Source organism: Salmonella sp. SSDFZ69 (assembly GCF_004010755.1).
Taxonomy (GTDB): Bacteria; Pseudomonadota; Gammaproteobacteria; order Enterobacterales; family Enterobacteriaceae; genus Salmonella; species Salmonella enterica.
Window position 1 is genome coordinate 2347144 of record NZ_CP034831.1, and the last position, 22919, is coordinate 2370062.

At 47.2% G+C, this 22919-nt stretch carries 21 protein-coding genes and 3 pseudogenes; 14 read left to right on the forward strand and 10 right to left on the reverse strand.

Features of this window, described 5'->3' with window-relative positions; genetic code table 11:
- Positions 1-133 precede the first annotated feature (133 nt).
- Complete coding sequence (locus EOS98_RS11640; RefSeq protein ID WP_000201082.1) at positions 134-1141, reverse strand: LacI family DNA-binding transcriptional regulator; 1008 nt, start codon at positions 1139-1141, stop codon at positions 134-136.
- Between the two features lie 257 nt (positions 1142-1398).
- On the opposite strand from EOS98_RS11640, the gene EOS98_RS11645 reads away from it, so the two are divergent.
- Positions 1399-2865, forward strand: a complete 1467-nt coding sequence (locus EOS98_RS11645; RefSeq protein WP_126524106.1) for a hypothetical protein — start codon at positions 1399-1401, stop codon at positions 2863-2865.
- Between the two features lie 254 nt (positions 2866-3119).
- Here EOS98_RS11645 and EOS98_RS11650 read toward each other — a convergent pair whose 3' ends face one another.
- Together EOS98_RS11650 and EOS98_RS11655 are read right to left on the reverse strand one after the other, a co-directional pair.
- Positions 3120-4100 (reverse strand): NAD(P)H-dependent flavin oxidoreductase, encoded by a 981-nt coding sequence (locus tag EOS98_RS11650; RefSeq protein ID WP_126524105.1) that lies wholly within the window; start codon positions 4098-4100, stop codon positions 3120-3122.
- A gap of 173 nt (positions 4101-4273) precedes the next feature.
- Positions 4274-5182, reverse strand: a complete 909-nt coding sequence (locus EOS98_RS11655; protein ID WP_127821169.1) for a LysR family transcriptional regulator — start codon at positions 5180-5182, stop codon at positions 4274-4276.
- Between the two features lie 412 nt (positions 5183-5594).
- On the opposite strand from EOS98_RS11655, the gene EOS98_RS11665 reads away from it, so the two are divergent.
- Positions 5595-5783: a DUF29 family protein gene (locus EOS98_RS11665; RefSeq protein ID WP_023202468.1), complete on the forward strand. Its 189-nt coding sequence runs from the start codon at positions 5595-5597 to the stop codon at positions 5781-5783.
- Between the two features lie 275 nt (positions 5784-6058).
- Here the strand turns inward: EOS98_RS11665 and EOS98_RS11680 are convergent, their stop codons facing one another.
- From EOS98_RS11680 to EOS98_RS25120, 3 genes and pseudogenes are all read right to left on the reverse strand, one after another.
- Entirely contained in the window at positions 6059-6364 is a 306-nt protein-coding gene (locus EOS98_RS11680) for a DUF1493 family protein (RefSeq protein ID WP_225872853.1), read from the reverse strand.
- Between the two features lie 20 nt (positions 6365-6384).
- Positions 6385-6483 (reverse strand): annotated as a pseudogene (locus EOS98_RS25115) (STM2901 family protein); the annotation flags it as partial.
- Positions 6477-6596 (reverse strand): annotated as a pseudogene (locus EOS98_RS25120) (type II and III secretion system); the annotation flags it as partial. The pseudogenes EOS98_RS25120 and EOS98_RS25115, both read right to left, overlap by 7 nt.
- Between EOS98_RS25120 and EOS98_RS11690 the strand changes: the two are divergent.
- Positions 6585-6880 (forward strand): annotated as a pseudogene (locus EOS98_RS11690) (RidA family protein); the annotation flags it as partial. The pseudogenes EOS98_RS25120 and EOS98_RS11690 sit on opposite strands and share 12 nt — an antisense overlap.
- A 51-nt stretch (positions 6881-6931) precedes the next feature.
- Here the strand turns inward: EOS98_RS11690 and EOS98_RS11695 are convergent.
- Together EOS98_RS11695 and EOS98_RS11700 are read right to left on the reverse strand one after the other, a co-directional pair.
- The gene (locus EOS98_RS11695; RefSeq protein ID WP_001728244.1) at positions 6932-8011 is read right to left on the reverse strand and encodes an S-adenosylmethionine:tRNA ribosyltransferase-isomerase; all 1080 of its coding nucleotides are present in this window, start codon (positions 8009-8011) and stop codon (positions 6932-6934) included.
- Between the two features lie 192 nt (positions 8012-8203).
- Positions 8204-8692, reverse strand: coding sequence for a MarR family winged helix-turn-helix transcriptional regulator (locus tag EOS98_RS11700; protein WP_001293634.1), 489 nt, complete (start codon positions 8690-8692; stop codon positions 8204-8206).
- Between the two features lie 44 nt (positions 8693-8736).
- Here EOS98_RS11700 and EOS98_RS11705 point away from each other — a divergent pair, with 44 nt between their 5' ends.
- The 5 genes from EOS98_RS11705 to EOS98_RS11725 all read left to right on the forward strand — a co-directional run bounded on the left by EOS98_RS11705 (position 8737) and on the right by EOS98_RS11725 (position 15565).
- On the forward strand, positions 8737-10245 hold the full coding sequence (locus tag EOS98_RS11705; RefSeq protein ID WP_001644426.1) for an FAD-dependent oxidoreductase: 1509 nt from the start codon (positions 8737-8739) through the stop codon (positions 10243-10245).
- A complete protein-coding gene (locus tag EOS98_RS11710; protein WP_126524103.1) occupies positions 10235-11476 on the forward strand; it encodes an MFS transporter in 1242 nt (413 codons plus the stop codon). Before EOS98_RS11705 ends, EOS98_RS11710 begins: the two co-directional genes overlap by 11 nt.
- A gap of 69 nt (positions 11477-11545) precedes the next feature.
- Positions 11546-13102, forward strand: coding sequence for a PhoPQ-activated pathogenicity-related family protein (locus tag EOS98_RS11715; protein ID WP_076932805.1), 1557 nt, complete (start codon positions 11546-11548; stop codon positions 13100-13102).
- Positions 13103-13278: 176 nt separating this feature from the next.
- The gene (locus EOS98_RS11720) at positions 13279-14565 is read left to right on the forward strand and encodes an MFS transporter (RefSeq protein ID WP_000824240.1); all 1287 of its coding nucleotides are present in this window, start codon (positions 13279-13281) and stop codon (positions 14563-14565) included.
- Positions 14540-15565, forward strand: coding sequence for a zinc-binding alcohol dehydrogenase family protein (locus EOS98_RS11725; protein WP_023216425.1), 1026 nt, complete (start codon positions 14540-14542; stop codon positions 15563-15565). Before EOS98_RS11720 ends, EOS98_RS11725 begins: the two co-directional genes overlap by 26 nt.
- Positions 15566-15623: 58 nt before the next feature.
- Here EOS98_RS11725 and EOS98_RS11730 read toward each other — a convergent pair whose 3' ends face one another.
- Both EOS98_RS11730 and EOS98_RS11735 read right to left on the reverse strand, forming a co-directional pair.
- Positions 15624-16415: a FadR/GntR family transcriptional regulator gene (locus EOS98_RS11730; protein WP_000388417.1), complete on the reverse strand. Its 792-nt coding sequence runs from the start codon at positions 16413-16415 to the stop codon at positions 15624-15626.
- Between the two features lie 45 nt (positions 16416-16460).
- Positions 16461-17552: a choloylglycine hydrolase family protein gene (locus tag EOS98_RS11735; RefSeq protein WP_000976500.1), complete on the reverse strand. Its 1092-nt coding sequence runs from the start codon at positions 17550-17552 to the stop codon at positions 16461-16463.
- 427 nt (positions 17553-17979) lie between these two features.
- Here EOS98_RS11735 and EOS98_RS11740 point away from each other — a divergent pair, with 427 nt between their 5' ends.
- The 6 genes from EOS98_RS11740 to EOS98_RS11765 are packed head-to-tail and all read left to right on the forward strand — an operon-like array spanning position 17980 to position 22902.
- Complete coding sequence (locus EOS98_RS11740) at positions 17980-19083, forward strand: hydrogenase small subunit (protein ID WP_001194448.1); 1104 nt, start codon at positions 17980-17982, stop codon at positions 19081-19083.
- A gap of 2 nt (positions 19084-19085) precedes the next feature.
- Positions 19086-20888 (forward strand): nickel-dependent hydrogenase large subunit, encoded by a 1803-nt coding sequence (locus EOS98_RS11745; RefSeq protein WP_000331200.1) that lies wholly within the window; start codon positions 19086-19088, stop codon positions 20886-20888.
- Positions 20839-21582 carry a Ni/Fe-hydrogenase, b-type cytochrome subunit gene (cybH, locus tag EOS98_RS11750; RefSeq protein ID WP_000924456.1) on the forward strand — a complete coding sequence of 248 codons (744 nt, stop codon included), beginning with the start codon at positions 20839-20841 and terminating at the stop codon, positions 21580-21582. Before EOS98_RS11745 ends, cybH begins: the two co-directional genes overlap by 50 nt.
- A gap of 5 nt (positions 21583-21587) precedes the next feature.
- The gene (hybD, locus tag EOS98_RS11755; protein WP_000852664.1) at positions 21588-22196 is read left to right on the forward strand and encodes a HyaD/HybD family hydrogenase maturation endopeptidase; all 609 of its coding nucleotides are present in this window, start codon (positions 21588-21590) and stop codon (positions 22194-22196) included.
- On the forward strand, positions 22196-22495 hold the full coding sequence (gene hypC, locus EOS98_RS11760; RefSeq protein ID WP_000334904.1) for a HypC/HybG/HupF family hydrogenase formation chaperone: 300 nt from the start codon (positions 22196-22198) through the stop codon (positions 22493-22495). The genes hybD and hypC overlap by 1 nt, the downstream gene beginning before the upstream one ends.
- Positions 22492-22902: a hydrogenase gene (locus EOS98_RS11765; protein WP_126524102.1), complete on the forward strand. Its 411-nt coding sequence runs from the start codon at positions 22492-22494 to the stop codon at positions 22900-22902. Before hypC ends, EOS98_RS11765 begins: the two co-directional genes overlap by 4 nt.
- Positions 22903-22919 lie beyond the last annotated feature (17 nt).

Consider the following 22919-nt stretch of genomic DNA (forward strand, 5'->3'; position numbering starts at 1 on the left):
CGGTCAGTAAGGTAGCTCAAGGGTAGGGGGATACGCTTCTCACTACTGTGATCCATTACTTTCGTCCATGTAACCGATTACATGAGAAGGGTTAATTTGATAGTCATCACAGTTTTTACTGTTGACGACGCATTCATCGTGAAAAATAGGGCGCGACAGAATCGCGGATCACCAGTTCGGCATTGAAATGATTGCTGCTGGGCGGCGGCGTAATGCCCTGGTATAACTGTATCGCCAGTTGCGCGGCACAACGCGCCATTTGTTCGACCGGATAATGCATTGTTGTTAACGCCGGATAAAGATACCGGGCCAGCACCACATCATCAAAGCCGACAATAGAGAGCTGTTGCGGAAGCTGAACGCCGCGTTGATGAAGAATACGCATAATGCCAGCGGCCATCACATCGTTAAACGTGACCGCTGCCGTAAGGGGAAGCCCGCTATTAATAAGTTGATGCGCGGCCCGCTCGCCGCCTTCTTCGTTAAACGGAACGCTAATCACCCAGCGAGGGTCTGGAGAAATACCATATTCTTCCAGCGCCTGACGGTAACCATCAAGGCGTTCCTGACGATCAATAATTGGCAAGTCAGATGTCACACAGGCAATGCGCCGATGCCCGTTCGCCAGGAGATATCGGGTCGCTTCCCTGGCGGCGCTGCGATTTTCCAGCCAGATACACCGGTTGGCCATACCGGCGATATAACGATTAACAACAACCAGCGCTGGAAAGTGGGCTGCGTAGCGCAGCAGCTCTTTATCCGGTAATCGGCTGGCGTGTACAACAATAGCCTCACAGCCTTGATTAACCAGAAAATCCAGTCCCGCTTTTTCCATTTCTTCGTCGTGGCCGCCGCTACATACCATCAAGCGATACTGCTGCTTACGAGAAACATCTTCTACGCCGCGAGCAAGGCGGGCAAAAAAAGGATCTGCCAGATTGCCGGTTAACAATCCGAGCATATCGCCGCTACGTTTCGCCAGCGCGATAGCGGCGGCATTTCGGCGATAATTGAGATCGCGCATGGCTTTCTCTACACGTTCGCGCGTGACGGGTTCAACCCACGCGGTCTGGTTAATGACACGTGATACAGTCGCGGTTGATACACCGGCCATGGATGCAACATCCTTTATTGTCGCCATGTTAAGCTCATATTTGTTCGTTTAAAGGGTATCAAAGCCATTGATTATCATGTTACGTAGAAATCAGTGCAATCACTGCGGCGCAGCCTGAATTTATAAACATTTTTAAAATCATCCTAAATCCTGGTAACTGCAAATTTTAGTAGCTACCTCAATGAGTTATTGACCACTGAATTTTCTACGATAACATGACTAACAATATACACATGATAAGAACCACTACACTGGGAAATCGTTGCGTGGTGGTTCGGAGATAGATGATGAGTAGTATTACAAAAAGCATACAGAATGAATATGTTTTATTGATGGAAGACGCTTTTTCTGAAAAATATAAATATGCATTCAGAAATTTAAAACTAAAAGAATTACGTAGATTCATCCTGAAAGAGCTAATTAGCTCTCCCGAGTTAGATAATCAACTTACAAACCTAATTGTGTTGCTAAATAAATTTTGGGATACTCACGCCGCGGCGCTTATAACAGAAGTTCGGGCGTCTAAAAGTTATCGATTATTACTTCCGATTCAACGCTTTGGTTATAACATATCTAATCATCTTAGATCTCTTGGAATTTATTTTGATAGCATCATAATGGTTGATCCATTACATTTTCCTTCTCTTAGCTCTCTGCATTCATTTTTGTCATTGCCACCAGATAATAGTTATGTCCGCATGCGCAGGTTGGTATTACTTGAACATGTTTCCAATCTATTTCGCGCCATCCCATTTATGACTATTGATGATGATTATCCAATTTTTCTAATCGTTCCTGAATTACTGGATTTTGATAAAGAACGCAATCATGAACAATCTGCCGCTTTTCTAAGCCAGCTCTTTTTTAAAGATAGAAAAATGGATTACGCTACTTATTTAGCGTTTCTTGAGCACTTTGGGAGAAATGAAGAAACATTCCAGAAGATCCTAACAAATAAAGAATTATTAAAAACATTGCTGAATAATTTCAATAACATCGAAAAAGAAGTCTGGGTTTACGATACAGATTTAAAGAGTTTTACCACAAGAGAGGTAGATCTTCTGGATTACGATCTGCCGTCAGCTATAGCAACCTTACTGGGTAAGGTTGAAGGTGCAATTTATGCACAACGATCAACTCAATTATCGGCAACACTATTAGGCATTGATCCGGTTATTTATAGTAACCATATGTTTTTACATGAATGGACTACGGAGCAGTTAGTCAAGGATTATGGTAAATTAAATCCTCTTTCTTCTGAAGAGCAAGCGATTACAATGGGCCTTTCAGCCGCGGAAGTAAAATTCCTTACTGCGCTTTCCGATCTGGAATTAAAAAAGATTAGAGAAAGAGGTCAACTGGAATCCTTAAGGCATGAACTAAGAATCTCAAGGCATGACTTGCAAGGAAAAACACCAGATCAAATGCAAGATGCGGCAAATAATTTTTCAAAACATTTAATCAATGTGGTCGAAGAGTATGGAAAGTCGCATGAATCAGCCATTAAGAATTCAAAGAAAAAAAAGATCTCATCTGGATTAATTTTTGCAGGAACAGCCACGTTAGGTATAGCTTCACTTGCCATGCCGCAATTGACATTACTTTCAGCAGCAGCAACGGGAATTGGCCTGGCCTTTGGAGGTAAAAGTCTGGCAGATATTTTTAGTGAACATAAAGCACATAAAAATGAAATCCAGATATTAGAAAAAACACCCGTATCGCTTTTGTATGGGGCATATAAAAAGAAATAGTCATACTGTGTATACCGTCTGGTAGCGGAAGTCAGTTTTTGAAGCAATTGTCGTAAAGTTACTCAAACAATCATTTCGGCTTTGCTGATAAGCACAGCGGCTTGTCCGGTGGTGAGCCGGTAGTCACAGGGTAGGGGAGGAATACATCCTATGGCCTTTCAATGTCTGAAAACACTACCACATCTTGTGTCAGAGGGCCGCTGCGCGCCAGGCCGTTTCGCAAAGTTCGATTGTTTTTGCAGTCAGTACTGCCCTTAACAAATGGCCAGCTCGTTCACGACCTCAGCTACGCTCTTGATGCTGCGGATATTTCCGATGCCCGTGCCCAGCGCAATGTATCCTTCATCTGTATTACCTTCCAGCATGCCGATACGCAACCCGCGTAAACCTCCCATCGTCTGGGCCAGTTCTTCATTGCTTGCACCAGCTTTATCCATCGACACGAGCTTGTCAGCCAGCTTGCCAGGAAGTGAGCGGTAGTAATCTGGCAGGGTACGGAAAAGCAGCAAATCCAGGCCGTTAGCATTAATGATTTTATCCTTTACTGACTGCGGCACACGGCTTTCTTCTGTCCCAATAAACACCGAACCAGCAAAGACACCCTCTGCTCCCAGCGCATGGGCAGCACGGGCGGTACGGCTATCGGTAATCCCGCCTGCAGCCATGACGGGAACACTCTTCACCGAGTCCGCAATCAGCGGTACGATCGAAAAGGTGCCAAGCGCGGTGCCCGGCAATGTGCCACCTTCATCAAAACCTGTTGCAACAATAATGTCGGCGTCGGCTTTTTCCGCTAAACGTGTATTTTCAGGTGTCGGATTAATATCGCGGTAAATAATTGCAATACCCGACGCTTTTAGTTCATTAAACAGCGAAGTGATAATAGCTCCGTCTCCGTAACCGGTATAAACAACAGCTTTTACTCCCTCTTCCTTTATTACCTGTAGGATAGGCGGAGTCCAGATGTCGTTTTCAGGGGTTGGAATAAGGTTCACCCCGAATGGTTTTTCGGTAAGTTTTTTGGTTTTACGAATTTCTTCACGCATTTTTTCTGCTGTTTCTTCAGGCGTTGATACAGCAGTTTCCGCTGTTAAGCCCGCATTTGGGCCAAGCACACCCAAACCACCGGCGTTGCTTACGGCTGCAACCAGTCTTGCATCGGTAAGCCAGGACAGTGGGCCTTGTATAACAGGTTTTTCGATACCCAGGATCTGGCAGATACGGTTGTACTTCATGACGTGATCTCCTTCGAACAAATTTTCAGCCAGCCTTTTAGGCGACTGTGGTAGTTAATTAATCTGAAGAAGATCTTAAACCTCTTTATTGTTACGAAAAACCATCCAATCTTTAAAACAGAATTACTGATAAAGTAACAATCTTCAGGTCGGGTATGCACGAAAGAGCGTTATCAGAGATGTGCATCCGGACCAAAAACCTCGCACAGCCAGTCGATGAATACGCGAACTTTAGGTGCCAGATACCGACGGTCCGGGTAAAGCAGTGAAACCGGTTTTGGCGGGGGTGGGAAATCAGTGAGGATCTCTGTCAGCTCTCCACTGGCAATAAAGGGTGCAAGAGACGGACGCAATCCGTGTAGAACCCCCAACCCCGCCAGCCCGCATGAAAGAAACGCTTCTGAATTGTCTACCAGGATGCTGGAGGGAATTTTTATTGACGCGATACTGCCATCAACCGTGAATTTCCACTCCATTATCTGCAGGCTATGATTACTGAAAAAATTTACAGCCCGGTGGGACTTCATCAGCTCATCGATAGAGTGCGGCGTGCCATGCTTCGCAAGATAAGATGGCGCAGCACAGGTCACCATGGCTGCCGTTCCCAGACGTCTGGCAACAAAACTGGAGTCATTAAGCTCACCAAGTCGTATGACGCAGTCCACACGCTCGGCAATCAAATCAATCTTGCGATCGGACGTGCCAAGTACAATCTCAATATCCGGGTATCGGTTCTGAAAATCTTCAAGAGCCGGAATGATGACTGCCCGGGCGAGCGTAATAGGGACGTCAAGGCGCAGGCGGCCTTTCGGCGGTTGCGTGCTGGAAAATAATCGCCGGACGTCGTCCAGCTCGCTTAAGAGCGACAGGCAACGCTGGTAAAACTCTTCCCCTTCATCCGTCATACTGACCTGTCGTGTTGTACGATGCAGGAGCTTAACGCCCAGATCATGTTCCAGATTCTGAACGGCGCGGGTAACAGCAGGGCGGTGCAGCTCAAGCACCTCCGCCGCGCGGATAAAGCTCCCTTGCTCTACCACATTGACATAAATATTCATGGCTTCCAGCATATTCAGCTGCATCTGTTCTCAGTCCTCAACCATTATTTGTGTCGAAGGGGGAAGCTCCTTATAACATTCCTGTCTGCTGGAACATATCCCTTTCTGAGCCGATTGTTTCATCTGGAGTAACATACTGCTATCGATATATGACTTTTACCGGGTGGTTGAGGTAAGACATGTCATTTGTAAAATCGCTACCAATTCTTCGCAACTTTTTTGGATGTTCGGCGGCGTCGTCTACAAAAACAAACAGGCCAGGCGATACGGTTACGCATGTGCAGGTCATGCCAGGCGCGACGTTAAAATACGAACTGATAACCGATGAATTATGTTTGACCGCCGCCAGTGTAGGTGGCGAGTATGAATGCAAGACAATGGCAGACAGTGAATAATCAAACCTCATGAAATGAGGTTCCCATTAATTTTTTAGCCCATGTCAGCGCAGCGCAGGAAAATTGCCCGTCGTCTGGAAAAAAGCCCGTTATTAAAACGGGAACTGTCGGAAATGGCTGTTGAGTCCTACGGCGATGCCGTGTTATCTGCAGCGCGTGAAAAGAGTTTTCCGTCTGAAATGCCGTGGGCGCTCGCTGATGCGCTGCGCGACGATTTCATCCCGGACTGACACACTGACAATGACGAATCGGTCACAATGGCCGGTTTTTTTATGCCTGCGCGGCGTGTGCTGCGTGAAATCGTGTGCAGGATAGCGGGTGCAAATCAACAGAATTCGCGCAGCGTCACGGCAGGGAAGGGATCAAACTTATGGGCCAGAAGTTTTTTGACATGCACGAATCCAGCCACCTTAACATGTCTTTTAAATGTTCTGGTTCATTTAACATAATATACATTATGCGCACTAAAATAGCAGAGGGCGAAAAGCAGCCCCCCAAGCGTGAATCAGTCATACAACCAGCGACCAGCCCTGGCAGACGCAATGAGCATACCTATCGTGAACTCCGGCGCCTTAGGGATATCGTTTTTGCGAAACGGATTAAGCAAATGCTTTAGCGGTGGTTCTGGCGGATAGTATGTTGTGATCGAGAAATTCCCTTTATCTACATTGAATGTCGTAAAAAAATCATCCATTAATGCCAGTGCTTCATCATCTTCCAACCGTAGATCTGAATCCAAATCTGTTGACGGTGTCAGTTCTTTTTTCTTAAAAAGGTAAATTCCATCATGGCTTCTTACCAGTTCATAAATCCGCTATTCAAGAATATCACTTACCATATTTTATCGCTTCCTCTGGCAATACGGTTGTAATCCCTGACTGTACGATATGCAATCTGCGACACCTCAGAGGCCAGAATAATCCATCCGACGGTTCAGCAAGGCCACCAAGTAAAATAATATCACCATCTGCAAGGCTGACTTCGGTTGTTACATCACGCTTGATAAGAGTTGGCGAGTTATTAACGCCGGTTTCAGTGGTCACAAGGTAGGCAGTCACACAGACGGAACGCCGAGCCTGATTTTCAAAAACAAGTGAGGCTTGCTTTTGAAAACCTGAAAGCAACACTGACTGCAGCAGGATGCACATTCGATGACATAGTGGATGTCACCACCTTCCATACCGATCCAGAGCAACAACTTAACGACGTGATGGCGGTGAAACAGGAGATATTTGCCCATCCCCCTTATCCTAACTGGACCGCTGTTGGCGTTACCTGGCTGGCCGGCTTTGATTTTGAAATAAAGGTTATTGCCCGAATCCCCTGATGCTTATTCTCGGTAAAACCGGTAGCATTATGTGTACCGGTTTTATTTTATTCATCCCTGCCCTTCATCCTGTATGATTAACATGCAATCACCAAACATATCGAACTGACATGACTGGATATCTTCTGAGGCATAGGCCTTCATGAGTAGATCAACCCCAGCAAACTGACCGGTTAACACCATATGCGTCGTTTTTGGCTGATGTAAGTTCGTTAGCAGGCAGTCAACCACTTTCAGTTGATAACCTGGATGTATATAAAGCGCAGTCCAGCCAGAACTTGCTTTGAGGCAATTGTGCTCCCTCGAATACGCGGACTCCAGGCATCGTGTAACGGTAGTTCCTACGGCAAAAATACGTCCGCCATTTTGCTTCGCAGTATTAATGATATCCGCTGTTGCTTGCGGAACCTCGTAGTATTCTTCGTTGATAGTCACTTCCTCTACACATTTTGTTTGTATTTTTCTGTTGGACAACATTTCTGTTGATGCAACATGTAAAGTGATGAAGGATATTAACCCACCTTTATCTTTGATTTTTTGGATAAGATCCCAGGTAAAATGAATGCCGGCAGAAGGTATTTCCAAAGAACCATACTTTTTAGAAAAAACGGAACGGTAAGCATCTGGATATTTATAAAACAAGCTGGAGTCCACATACTCATCAAGACGCTCACCATGACTGGCTAAATAGCAAATTAAGGCCTCATGATTTTCTACAACGGCCCGGTACTGGCTCTCCTCGCTAAACCTTTGCTCTATCTTAATGGAAATTTCAGGGTTATCAACCAAATAGAAAACATCATTCGCGTTAAGCCTTTCTTTTAAAAGTCCGGAAATAATTACTCTATTATTTGGTAAAAATCCCTCTAAAACAATTTTAATTAACCTATTCTGTCTTGTTTTACAGATAAACATATGGTTTATTATAGTACTGTCGTTAAAACAGATTACATCACCTTCTTTGATATAATCTGTTAATTTACTAAAGTCTACCTTATGAATTTCCCCTTTACTCCGGTTGAGGACAAGCATTTTACACTTTTCCCTGTATGAATCATTGGCTATCCAATGAGGTCTGAGTGGGATAGTCATCTGATCGGTAATGCGAAAATCATATTTTTCGGTAAGCATATATTTACCCTTTGAAAAACCATTGATACGGCGATTGTTATATAGCCGTATTCTGCAGTATACGTTGGCCTTTCAAAGGGTGAAAATTAACTCGATAAATGTTGTTGTTATATTTACTTTGCTGGCTATTTAATCAATGTCAGATACCGATATTAGCCTGGACGATCGGATTTGACCGCCCTTTTCTTTTGCTTATTCCGGCATTGAAGCATCGCTATCCATTGCATCGGCAAACTTTTGCATTAGCCGAACAAAGACATCAAGTTCATCCTGAGGCCAGTCTTTAAAAACAACTTTGCCCATTTGCTCTCGCGCAGCGTCTATACGCTCCGTCATCGCCTTTCCTGTACGGGAGATAACGGCCTCGCGTATACGACGATCGATGGCATTATGCTGCCGTATTATCAACCCCAGCTTCTCCAGTTTGGCGACCTGTCGGCTTACCGTCGTATAATCACGACCGGCACGTTCGGCTAACTCAACAACGCCAATCGGCCCTAAACGTTCGATACTAATAAGGATCGAAAATAGCGCACGATCGAGTTGTATCCCCGCCTCTGCAATTAATTTCTCATCATTACGAGGCCGGTTAAGCGCGCTCACCACGCGAATCAACGCACCGTGAAGCGCCTTCATTTGCTCGGAAATATGTGTATCTTGCACATTTTTATTTTCTGACATAGCATGTCTCCTCTTATGTGCATAATACACATATCGGAGAGACGATGACAAGATACACCACTACAGATGTACTGATCTGCGGCGCTGGCGTTACCGGGCTTACTTTAGCCATCGAACTGGCGCGTCACGGGGTCTCATTTCGCCTGATTGAGAAAAGAACGACGCCTTTTATCGGCTCCCGCGGTAAAGGTATTCAGCCGCGAACGCAAGAAATCTTCGAGGATCTTGGAATACTCAATAAAGTGGTCGCCGCCGGCGGGCTCTATCCCCGACTACGAACCTACCGTCACGACGGAAGCTATGTAGATTCAGATATTGCGCATCATACAAAACCGACCCACGCCGAACCCTACCATCTGCCATTGATGGTTCCACAGAACGTGACAGAAACGATTATGCGAGAGCAATTAAAAGCATGGGGACATCGGGTGGAGTTCGGCTGCGAGTTACGACATTTTGCGCAAACCCCACGCACAGTCACCGCGTATGTTGCCGGGCCGGCTGGAGAAGAGGTCATCATCGCGCATTATTTGATAGGTGCGGATGGCGGCGGAAGCTTTGTCAGAAAAAAATTAGGCGTCAGCTTCCCCGGTCGTACGTTGGGAATCCATGCGCTTGTGGCTGACGCTTCACTTTCCGGTCTGAACCGGGATGTATGGCACCATTTTAACGATGGCGATATGGCGCGGATGATAACGATTTGCCCTCTCGCCGGCACGCAGCTCTTTCAAATCCAGGCGTTGTTGGCCCCGGACGACTCGCAGAATTTCTCAGCCGACGTGCTCACTGCTTTTCTTACTGAACGAATCGGGCGGACGGATGTTCGCATCCATTCGATTCCCTGGGTATCGAAGTACCAGATGAATGCGCGCATAGCGGAACATTACCGTGTGGGTAAGGTATTTTTAGCCGGTGATGCTGCTCATGTGCATCCGCCGACGGGTGGGCAAGGGTTAAATACCAGCATCCAGGATGCCTATAACCTGGGATGGAAAATGGCAGCCTCGCTACGGGGCGCAGGAGAAGAGCTTCTCGATAGCTATGAACAGGAACGCCGCCCGGTAGCCGAATCACTGCTCCACCTTTCTACCCGATTACTTGAATCTCAAAAACAGGGTGGCATCAAACGAGAACGCGACGTTCAACAACTTGACATCCAGTATACCAACTCCCCCTTAGCCCACACGTTGCCCGAACGTCAGCATGGGTTACAAGCGGGAGAAAGAGCTCCGGATGCTCCTCTTTTGGGCGCTGGCGGCCAATCATTACGATTATTTCAGTTACTACAAGGTCCGGACTGGAATCTGTTGGCCTACGAAACCCACGGTAAGGTCATCGATGCGCGGCGAAATCTGCGTATTCATCACATTGGCGAGCAGGACGAGCTCATCGATACCCTGGGGCACTTCCGGGAGTCCTATCAACTGGCGCCGGGTCAATGCGTGCTGATCCGACCCGATGGCTATGTCGGCGCATTCTTTCACGGCAAACAGAGCAACGATATTGAAAATTATCTCTCTCGTTTTGCCATAGGGATTAAAGATGAATACTAATGTCTATGAGAACACCGACAGCGAAACTATCACCCCGCTCAACAAGCGGCGTATTTTGCCTGTTTTCCTGCTTGTCGGCCTTTATGCCGCCAGTACCGCGGCTGTAATGTCGGTACTGCCTTTTTATATCCGCGAGATGGGCGGTTCGCCGCTTATCATTGGAATCATCATCGCCACTGAAGCTTTTAGCCAATTTTGTGCGGCGCCCCTGATTGGCCACCTTTCCGATCGCGTTGGCCGCAAGCGAATACTGATTGTCACGCTGGCTATTGCGGCGATAAGTTTACTATTACTCGCCAACGCGCAATGTATCCTGTTTATCCTGCTCGCCCGCACGCTTTTTGGCATTAGCGCCGGAAATTTGTCAGCCGCCGCAGCCTATATTGCCGATTGTACGCACGTCAGAAATCGGCGTCAGGCAATCGGTATCCTCACAGGCTGCATTGGTTTAGGCGGTATTGTCGGGGCAGGCGTTTCCGGGTGGCTATCGCGTATCAGTCTGGGTGCGCCGATCTACGCCGCCTTTATACTTGTCCTTGGGGCTGCCCTGGTCGCGATTTGGGGGTTAAAAGACCCTTCCACAACATCACGTACCACAGATAAAATAGCGTCGTTCTCTGCCCGCGCTATTTTAAAGATGCCAGTCCTTCGCGTCTTAATCATCGTAATGCTTTGTCATTTCTTCGCCTATGGCATGTACTCTTCACAATTACCTGTTTTTCTTTCTGACACCTTCATCTGGAATGGGCTTCCCTTTGGGCCAAAAGCGTTAAGCTATCTGTTAATGGCGGACGGGGTTATTAATATTTTCGTTCAGCTATTTCTGTTAGGTTGGGTGAGCCAATATTTTTCGGAGCGAAAGCTAATTATCCTCATCTTCGCCCTTCTTTGTACTGGATTTCTCACTGCGGGTATCGCCACGACCATACCAGTGCTTATTTTTGCTATCGTTTGTATTAGCATCGCTGATGCGCTAGCCAAACCCACTTATCTTGCCGCCTTGTCCGTCCATGTATCGCCTGCCCGACAAGGTATCGTCATCGGAACGGCACAGGCATTAATCGCAATCGCTGATTTTATATCCCCCGTATTGGGCGGATTTGTCCTGGGTTATGCCCTGTATGGCGTCTGGATCGGTATAGCTATCTCTGTCGCCATTATTGGTCTGGTGACGGCAATGATTTACCTTTCAAAAAGTTCATCGCTAATAGCGAAACCAGAAACAGAATAATGTGACAACGTCACAAGCATTATTACTCCCTTCTTCCCTTATTTATCAAAAGTATTGTACTTATATTGAATGTTTAAGAGGTATTTATGGAAATTATGCTGGTTGGCATTTGCCCTTGTAACGCGCGGGGAAAGCATGAAAAAAATATATCTCGTTGTTATCGTACTGTTTTTTATTTCTACAAAAGTTTATACACTACTTCATAACAACATCTTCTTTTGTCGAAACAGCCCGGAGTGTGATTTGTCTCATGTTCTCCCCGACTACCGGGAGCAGATTTCAGGCACACCGCTAAAATATACCTTGATTAGTACAGCTCCATTAGCACAGGTGGTAGTCAGACACTATGAATTATTATCGCAACACTGGTCGCCAGATGACATGGTAACCCCTGCGCAATGGCGACATAACGTTGATATTTATATCCCTGAAACGGCAAAAGAGCACCATGCTTTGGTGGTTGTAAACAACGGAATTAATTATGAAAAAGGCGTACAAATCCCCAGTAAACCCGTTGATTTTACTCAGCAAACACTGGCAAGCATCGCCCGTGATACGAATACCATCGTAATATCAGTGAGTGATATACCTAACCAATATTTAACCTTTCAGGATGATAAAAAACCATTGAAAGAGGACGAGAGCGTTTCCCGAAGCTGGGCATTATTTATGGAAGCGCCGGAGAAACGTGAGTTAATGCCTTTAAATATTCCTATGGTCACTGCCATATCGCAAGCGATGAGATTAGCAAAAAAGGAGTTAACGCAATGGAATATAAATTCCTTTATCATTACAGGTATTTCAAAGCGTGGGTGGACCACCTGGTTGTCAGCTATTGCCGATCCTGATGTTGAAGCAATTGTTCCCTTCGCCATTGATCTACTTGATATTGATGCTTCACTTGAGCATATTTATCAATCATACGGTGGAAATTGGCCCATTACATTCTACCCCTACTACCAGCAAGGCATAGATGAGAAAATAAAATCCCCCACATTTACCCAGCTAAGGCAAATAATAGATCCGCTAAGATATCTCAACACTATTTATCAACCCCGCCTTGCAATACCGAAATATATTATTAATGCAAGCGGCGATGATTTTTTCGTACCAGACAATACTCGCTTTTATTATAGCAAACTTCCTGGCGTAAAATCATTACGTATAGTGCCTAATATGAACCACTACTCAATTAACCAGTTCGCTGAAGAAAGCCTCGTTCCTTTTATTAATAGGTTTCAAAGTAAAAAAACATTACCACAGTTGATCGGCCTTATTCACCACCATCTTCTTACGGTCTATTTCTCAGAAGCGCCGGTAAAAGTCGTTCGCTGGACAGCCAACAATCCAAATGCGCGTGATTTCCGTTATGCCTGTGGCATCCGCTATCAGCCGCTTACAATAGATATTCCCGCCAACAATAAGATCAGTATTACGTTAAATGAACCGAAGACAGGTTGGGAAGCTACCTATATCGAAGCCACTTTTAATGATGGCTATGTCGCCACGAGTCAGGTTTATATTACGCCCGATGAAAAATACCCACAGACAGCACCACCTTCCGTTAACGCCGCATGTCAAACGTTACCGGGGCGTGGATTAGGGGAAAACGATAGCCCCGATTGAATTTTTAAGTAATTGTCTGATTTTAAATAATTTTATCCATCACGCTTGCGATGGATAAAAATCCTCTGCGATAAATTTTTGTTATATTGATCACGTTCTAACCACAAGAGAGGTGATTTGAAAATAACCTTAAAATATTGTGGTCAGGCCGCTAGACCACAATAAGAGGATTAATCATGAAAAGAAAAACAATGGGATGGCTTATCGTTTTTCTTCTATTTATAGTTTACATGCTCAACTATATGGATCGTTCAGCATTGTCGATAACTGCCCCCTTGATCGAAAAGGAGTTAGGATTTAACGCCGCGGAGATGGGAATGATCTTCAGCGCATTTTTTATCGGATACGCCCTGTTTAATTTTATTGGTGGCTGGGCCAGCGATAAAGTTGGGCCAAAAACGGTTTTTCTCATCGCAGCGTTACTATGGTCTGTATTTTGTGGCTTAACTGGTTTAGTCACCGGATTGTGGACAATGCTTATCGTGCGCGTTCTTTTCGGTATGGCTGAAGGACCGGTCAGCGCTGCCGGTAATAAAATCATCAATAACTGGATTTCCCGAAAGGAGTCTGCCACGGCGATCGGAATTTTTAGCGCCGGTTCCCCGCTCGGCGGCGCGGTGTCCGGGCCGATTGTGGGCCTGTTGGCGTTATCCTTAGGCTGGCGCCCCGCATTTGGCATTATTTTCTTATTTGGCCTGGTCTGGGTACTGCTGTGGTACTTTATCGTTAGCGATAAGCCAACAATGAGTAAACGCCTGGCGCCGGAAGAACGCATTGATTTTGAAAATCATGAGGACGTTATTTTATCTGATGATGGCCGGGCTACGCCTTCACTCGGCTATTACATGAAACAACCAATGGTATGGGCGACAACTCTGGCTTTTTTCAGCTACAACTATATTCTTTTTTTCTTCCTGACCTGGTTCCCAAGTTATCTGAACCATTCGTTACATCTCGATATTAAAGAAATTAGTATCGCCACGGTAATTCCCTGGGTCATCGGCGCCATTGGTATGGTGCTCGGCGGCGTCTGTTCTGATGTAATTTATCGGATTACCGGTAATGCTCTGCTCTCACGTCGACTTATTCTGGGCGTATGTCTGGCAGGCGCGGCGGTATGTGTTGCCGTTTCCGGTACTGTTAGCACTATCGGCAGCGCAATTACGCTCATGTCAGTTTCACTCTTCCTGCTCTATTTAACGGGCCCAATTTATTGGGCGGTTATTCAGGATGTTGTTCATAAAGATAAGGTAGGGAGCGTCGGCGGAGCCATGCATGGCCTGGCTAATATATCTGGCATTATCGGTCCGCTTGTCACCGGTTTTATCGTTCAATTTAGCGGTAAATATGACTATGCGTTCTATCTGGCTGGTGCTATCGCTATCGTTTCAAGCCTGTTGGTCTTCGTGTTTGTAAAAAGTAAAGGATTCAAAGCCAATGAAAGTCAAAGCTGTGTTCATTAATAAGCCTGGTGAAGTTGAAACCCGCTGGGTGGATTATCCCCATAAGAAAGAAAATGAAGTATTAATTAAGGTTGATGCCGCAGGCATTTGCGGATCGGATATCGGGGCTTTTCGTGGAACGAACCCACTGGTTACTTACCCAAGAATTATTGGGCATGAAGTGACCGGAATTGTTCTTCAGGAAGGTACCGGAATGCCGGACAATATTAAAAAAGGCGACCGCGTGATTGTTGACCCCTATATTTATTGTGGTCACTGCTACCCTTGCTCTGTCGGCAGAACTAACTGTTGTGAAAATTTAAACGTCATTGGCGTGCATGTCGATGGCGCAATGCAGGAGGTGGTTACTCATCCCGCACATTTAATTCATAAAATACCAGATAATGTGCCTTCTGAAATGGCGCCGCTGGCAGAACCGCTGACCATCGCTCTGCACGCGCTGCACCGGGCAAACGTTAAGGCTGGGGAATATGTTGCCATCATCGGCGCGGGGGCCATTGGTCTTATGGCGGCATTAAGCGCGCGACATTACAAGGCAACGCCTATTCTGATCGATATTGTGGAAGAAAGGTTACGCTATGCGCAAAAGCTTGGCGTTCCCTATGTGCTGAACGCCGCTGACGATCAGGTTATCGACGCTATTAAAAATATCACCCACGGCACCATGGCGCAGGTCGTGATAGAAGCCTCCGGCGCAAATAGCGCTATTCGAAATACGCTTGATTTAGCATCGTTTGCTGGTCGTATTTCGTTTACCGGATGGCCAAAACAGGAAACGTCGCTGCCGACGAACCTGATCACCTACAAAGAACTGGATTTACGCGGTTCCCGCACCAGTGCCGGTGAATTTGATGAGGCATTACGCATGCTGTCAACGCTGGAGATTAATCCGCAAGATATTGTCAGTAAGGTCGTCAATCTTGATGAGATCCCTGATGCAGTTAAAGAACTTGATCGCTATCCGGAGCGCTACTTAAAGATTAATGCTGTTTTCCATTGATTTACGGCGAGTTCTACCGCATGGCATATCCGCCATGCGGTGTTATTTACCGACAAACTTAGCCGCCGACAATCTTTCTCACATAGCGTAAATGTTCCAGAGATCCCTCATAGGCGCTGTCAGCATCAGACTGGCGCATCGCATCCACTATCGCTTTATGTTGTTTGTTGAGATTAAGTAAAACATTTCTGTCTCCAGACTGCTCATCGAGCCCGGCATAAGGGATATTAATCCGTTGTTCCCATAACATACGGGACATATCGAACAACACCCGGTTACGGCTGGCCTCAGAGATCGCAAGGTGAAACTCTTTATCCAGCGAGTAAAAGCCGTGGACGTTATTATCGTTAATGGCTTGATCCATACGATGATAAATCGCCTCTATTTGATTGATGACGTCAACGTTATCGTTTTGTGCGGCTAAGCGCGCACAATGGCTATCGACCAGCTCGCGAGTAGAGAGAATTTCTTCGATGGTATAGTCGCTGGCAAGGTGTTTTTTATCTGAAACGATAACCCCATTACCGGACTGAATCACGATCCATCCGGAGATCTCCAGTACAATAAGGGCTTCTCGCAAGGAGGCGCGGCTCACGCCAAGCTGTTTTGCCAGTTCGCGTTCTGGCGGTAAAAAAGTTCCCGGTGGAAAAATATTATCATTGATCAGCTTAATGATGAGGTTGGCTATCTTCTGATAGAGCCTCTCCTGCCTGACCTCAGGTATAACCATGCGCCCTCCAATCCATATCCAGGGGATTTTGAATGGATTTAGCATACCATCCTGGCGCTGGTGATCGTGATAATTAATTACCGTGCATGATAAAGAGAAGCAACCGCCGGTAGCCTCCATTACCTTCGCCGAGACTACCGGGGAAACTAAACCGAGATGAGCTATTTATCCTTTGACGTTGATTTTCTCGAACACGGGCGCTGTCGCGTTCTTAAACTGAGAAAGAGACCAGGTTTTATAGTTGATATCATTGTAGCCGCGCACCATCATCTCACCGTGCGTTAAGTCAGACAGCGTTGTCCAGACCGTATATTCTGAGACCGGTTTGCGGGTGGCGTTGCCTTCCCCTTCACTCCCCATATAGTCAACCGTAATATTTTTCGGACGATCGAAACGGCTCATAATATGCGCAAGCGTATTCATTGCATCGTGGGCAGATGTCGCTTGCGGCGCATATGTGGTGTAATAAACGCCGCGTATAAAACGGGAAACCGACGTATCGGACGATGGCAAGTCTGCAATAGCAATCCCGCTATCAGGCTGCATCACTTTTATCCCGCCCAGTGTGCCTGAAGAGCGGTCCACATTGGTTAATTGCGTATAATTATTCAGATTTGTCAGATGCCAGGGGAATGCGGGACCATTTGTCATCACGCGAGTGGGATTGTCATAGACATGGAATTTGCCATTTTCCACTTCAACGACAATGCTTCCTCCTTTCTTGTCGTAAAACGCATAATGAAATGGCGATTTCAGATCGCCAAACCGATGCAGTTCCGGTGACCAGAATTTGCCCTCTTTTATTGCCTGTTTTACCTCGCCGACAGTAGCAAAACGGGCCAGCGCCCATTCTCCCAACGAGGTGACAGGAATTGCCTGTTTATATTCACTCGCGGGCAATGGCGGCAACTGCGCATTCATGATCATGTTTTCACTAAATGACAATCCCGCGCTATTCATGCCTTCAAGTATGTCTCTGCTATCGCCATCAGTAATGGTGGAAGTAATGGCCAGTATCGGATACTTCGCCTGATAGCTTATCCCCTGGCTGCCATCCGGCGTTTTTTTATCAAACTGTGTTCCCGCCGGGTAATACGTTAACCATGAGGGTAAATCCTGCATATATTCCAGCGTACGCCCATGAAAAATATCGCCTTGTTTATCCTGAATAGCAAGGGTTGTGCAGGCCTGTGCAGCCAGGGCGTATGAAAACAGCGCCGGAGCGATAAATAACATTGCTTTACTTTTTTTCATCATGCTCTCCTTGTTTGTAAAATGGATTGGATGAATATATTAAATTAAACCTATCAATGGTTATGCGGCACGTAATTAATTGTGATCTTATTTTACAAGCTAATAAATTTAACTGACGGGTTTAAAGGAGAGTTAAACACAGCGAACTAACATGAAACGCGTTATTCGTGTGACCATTTTAAAAAATCCCACCATGTTATAAATAAAAAACACGGTTTCTTATCAACATTAAGAGATATCTTCACAACGCTATATTTACTCTACAACACCAATAACATTAAATTAATTTATGTTTTTGAGTAATGTGAGTAGCACACATGTAATCGGTTGTTACGAATTAGAAACATAATTGCTACTAAAACACGTTGAGAAAGACAAGAAATGCAACATATGATGCCCACACTAACTATAGTGGTTTGGGATAAACGTTATGCAAACACAAGATACATTTTATCAAGTTATGCGTAGACACGGCGTGACAAGGCGTAGCTTCCTCAAGTTTTGCAGCCTTACCGCAACGTCTTTAGGCCTGAGCAGTTCGATGATTCCTCAAATAGCTTATGCCCTGGAGAATAAACCGCGTACGCCAGTGATATGGCTGCATGGTCTTGAATGTACCTGTTGTACCGAATCTTTCATTCGCTCTGCGCACCCGTTGGCAAAAGATGCCATTTTGTCGCTCATTTCCCTGGATTATGACGACACCATTATGGCCGCCGCAGGGCAACAAGCCGAGCAGGCGTTGGCGGATGTGATGCGTGAGTACAAAGGAAATTATATCGTTGCCGTGGAAGGTAACGCGCCGCTGAATGAAGATGGGATGTTTTGCATACTGGCTGGCGAGCCGTTCCTGGAGAAGTTAAAACGCGTCAGCGCGGATGCTAAAGCGATTATCGCCTGGGGGTCCTGCGCATCATGGGGCTGCGTGCAGGCAGCCCGTCCCAACCCAACTAAAGCCACGCCGGTTCACAAATTAATTACCGATAAACCCATTATTAAAGTGCCAGGCTGCCCGCCTATACCTGAAGTGATGTCCGCCGTTATCACCTATATGCTGGCATTTGATCGCATCCCTCCCCTTGATCGTCTTGGACGACCAAAAATGTTTTATGGCCAGCGAATTCATGACAAATGTTACCGACGCGCGCATTTCGATGCCGGTCAGTTTGTGGAAGCGTGGGATGACGAAGGCGCCAGAAAAGGGTATTGCCTGTACAAGATGGGCTGTAAAGGCCCGACCACCTATAACGCCTGTTCAACCGTTCGCTGGAATGATGGCGTGTCTTTTCCTATCCAGTCGGGTCATGGATGCCTCGGATGTTCGGAAGATGGATTCTGGGATTACGGTTCTTTTTACAGCCGGGCAACGGGCATTCCGCAAACCGGCATTGAGGCTACCGCCGATAAAATCGGACTGGGCGTTGCTGGCGTCGCGGGCGCTGCCGCCATCGCTCACGCCACGGTGAGCGCCATAAAACATGCCCGCAATAAAAACAACACGTCATCAGAAAACGCTCCGGAAGAGAAAAAATAATTATGGCATATCCTTATCAGACTCAGGGTTTTACGCTGGACAATAGCGGACGGCGAATTGTGGTCGATCCGGTTACTCGCATCGAAGGGCATATGCGCTGCGAAGTGAATATCGACAGTAATAATGTTATTACTAACGCCGTGTCGACCGGCACCATGTGGCGCGGCCTGGAGGTTATCCTGAAAGGTCGCGATCCGCGAGACGCCTGGGCATTCGTTGAACGCATTTGCGGCGTCTGCACCGGTACACACGCTCTGACCTCAATCCGTGCCGTAGAAAATGCGCTGGGAATCGCGATTCCTGACAACGCAAACTGTATCCGTAATATGATGCAGGCTACGCTACACGTTCACGATCACCTGGTGCATTTTTATCATCTGCACGCGCTGGACTGGGTTGATGTGGTTGCGGCCCTGAAAGCCGACCCGCATCAGACCTCCGCCATCGCGCAAAGCCTTTCCGCATGGCCGCTATCCTCGCCGGGATATTTCCGCGATTTGCAAAATCGACTGAAGCGGTTTATCGAGTCCGGTCAACTTGGCCCTTTCCGTAATGGCTACTGGGGACATCCGGCGATGAAACTTCCGCCGGAAGCCAATTTGCTGGCGGTCGCCCACTATCTTGAAGCGCTCGATTTTCAAAAAGAGATCGTAAAAATTCACACCGTTTTCGGTGGTAAAAACCCGCATCCTAACTGGCTGGTGGGCGGCGTTCCTTGCGCCATCAACCTTGACGAAACGGGCGCGGTCGGCGCAGTGAATATGGAACGCCTGAACCTTGTCAGTTCCATCATCCAAAAAGCTCGCCAGTTCTGCGAACAGGTTTATCTTCCGGACGTCTTGCTGATTGCCAGTTATTACAAAGACTGGGCAAAAATCGGCGGCGGGTTATCGAGCATGAACCTGCTGGCTTATGGCGAGTTTCCGGATAACCCTAACGATTATTCCGCCAGTAATCTTCTGCTTCCGCGTGGGGCTATCATTAACGGTCGTTTCGACGAAATTCATCCTGTCGATTTAACCGCCCCCGATGAGATTCAGGAGTTTGTCACTCACTCCTGGTATACCTATGGTAACGGCAATAACGATAAGGGCCTGCATCCCTGGGATGGTCTGACCGAACCGCAACTGGTCATGGGCGAACACTATAAAGGCACAAAAACTTTTATCGAACAGGTGGATGAGTCCGCTAAATATTCATGGATTAAATCGCCGCGCTGGAAGGGACATGCGATGGAGGTAGGTCCGCTGGCGCGTTATCTGATTGGATATCATCAAAATAAACCGGAATTTAAAGAGCCCGTGGATCAACTGCTGAGTGTATTAAAGCTGCCTAAAGAAGCGCTCTTTTCTACATTAGGACGTACTGCCGCGCGTGCGCTGGAATCCGTATGGGCAGGCAATACGCTGCAATATTTCTTCGATCGTCTGATGCGTAACCTCAAGTCCGGCGATACGGCGACGGCAAACGTCACGCTCTGGGAACCCGATACCTGGCCTACATCGGCAAAAGGCGTTGGTTTCAGCGAGGCGCCGCGTGGCGCGCTGGGGCACTGGATAAAAATTGAAAATCAGAAAATCGACAGCTATCAGTGTGTGGTACCAACGACCTGGAATGCCGGGCCACGTGATGATAAAGGTCAAATTGGCGCGTACGAAGCGGCGTTAATGGGGACTAAACTCGCCGTTCCCGATCAACCATTGGAGATTTTACGTACTCTGCACAGCTTCGATCCCTGCCTGGCCTGCTCCACCCATGTTATTGATAATCATGGAGGGGAGCTGGTCAGGGTTCAGGTACGATGACGACGATTCGGAGGTCTCAATGCATCTCAAAGAAATAACCAGCCAGGGGTACTATATCTATGAAGCGCCGGTCCGTTTATGGCACTGGATCACAGCGTTATCCATTGTCGTCCTGGCTGTTACAGGATATTTCATTGGCCGCCCCCTGCCATCGATTCAAGGTGAAGCGACCTTTATGTTTTGGATGGGCTGGATACGACTGATCCATTTTACCACGGCGTATATTTTTACTGTCGCGCTGCTGTTTCGTATTTACTGGGCATGTGTCGGCAATGAGTACGCCAGGGAGATGTTTCTGGTTCCGTTCTGGCGTCGCGCCTGGCGTAAAGGCGTTATCAGCGAAATCCGCTGGTATTTTTTCCTCGAAAAAGAGGCCCATCGTTACTATGGACATAATCCGGTAGCGGGACTGGCGGTAATGTTCTATTTCTGGATGTCCGTACTGATGGTGTGTAGCGGCTTTGCGCTCTATGGCGAAGGACTTGGAACAGACAGTTGGGCGTATCAATGGTTTGGCTGGATGATTCGCCTGACTGGCAACGATAGCCTCGCGCTGCATTTCTGGCACCGGCTGGGCATGTGGTTCATTATCGCCTTCGTCATTGCGCATGTTTATACCGCTATCCGTGAAGACATTATGAGCCGACAAAGCGTGATCTCCGTCATGATAAGCGGCTGGCGCTGGTTCAGGTGATAACAATGGCAGAAGTAACAATCTTAGGGCTTGGCAACCTGCTTTGGGCAGATGAAGGGTTCGGCGTCAGAGCGGCGGAAAAGCTGTTTGAACAGTATGCCGATAACGAGAAAGTTGACGTTGTTGATGGCGGTACGCAGGGGCTGGCGCTGCTGCCCTGGCTGCAACAAACCGAAAAACTGTTAATCATGGATGCTATCGATTTTGGTATGGCGCCAGGTTCGCTGGCGATGTTTCGTGATGAACAGGTTCCCGCCTATCTGACGGCGAAAAAACTCAGTTTACATCAGACCAGTTTTTCTGAAGTGCTGGCATTGCTGCAATTAACCGGCGGCCAGTTATCGGAGATTGTGCTGATTGGCGTGCAGCCGGAATGTCTGGATGACTATGGCGGAAGTCTTACGCCGCAGGTAAAGGCGCAACTGATGCCTGCGGTCTATCTCGCGCAGGAAGTGCTGGCGCAATGGGGTATCACCGCCTCTTCAGCGGCCTTGCCCACTGAAAGACTCAATCATTACAGCCTGTGTATGGAACGCTACGAAGATGAACGGCCAGATGCGCAAAGCGCTTGCCGGGTCGGCGATATTCGGGTGCTACAGAGAGAGAAATCATAATGTGTATCGGCGTTCCTGTGCAGGTTATTTCACCCGGTCAGTGGTTCGCCAAATGCCGCGACCGACACGGCGAGCTTATCGACGTTGATATTCGGCTTGTGGCTCCCCCCTTAGCAGGCGCATGGCTGCTGACATTTGGCGGCGCAGCGCGACGAGAAATGGACGAAGCGGAAGCCGCTGAGGTACTGGCGGCGCTGGACTCACTGGAACAGGCCATGCTCACGCAAAGCGATCCGCTGACCGGTTTTGCCGATTTATTGTCTCGCACGCCTGAATTACCGGAGCATTTAAAAAAATGACTATCTCACCCCAAAATTCTGTTTGTCCACTGGCGGATAAAGGCTTTCTGGTTACCGATGCACAAACGCTCCCGTCGTTGATTAATGCGCATCCGACTGTGCTGGTTTTGCTGCAAAGCGACCCCAACAAACATCCGGAAGTCGCCGACAGTTGGGTCATTATCCCGGAGATCCTCAAGCAATTTCCGGCGATGTCTTATACCGCGGCATTTGCGGATAGCGAACAGAGTGAACTGATCGCCCGGGAGTATCGCATTCTGAAATATCCGGCGCTGCTTTTCTTTCGCCAGCACCGTTTTGTCGGCAGTCTGGCGGGATTATATAGCTGGCAAGAATACTCTCAGCGGGTGGCCGCATTGCTGACCACACCGGGCTATCGTCAGGATATTCCCGTTATTACGCAATAGAATGAAAGGTAACACAC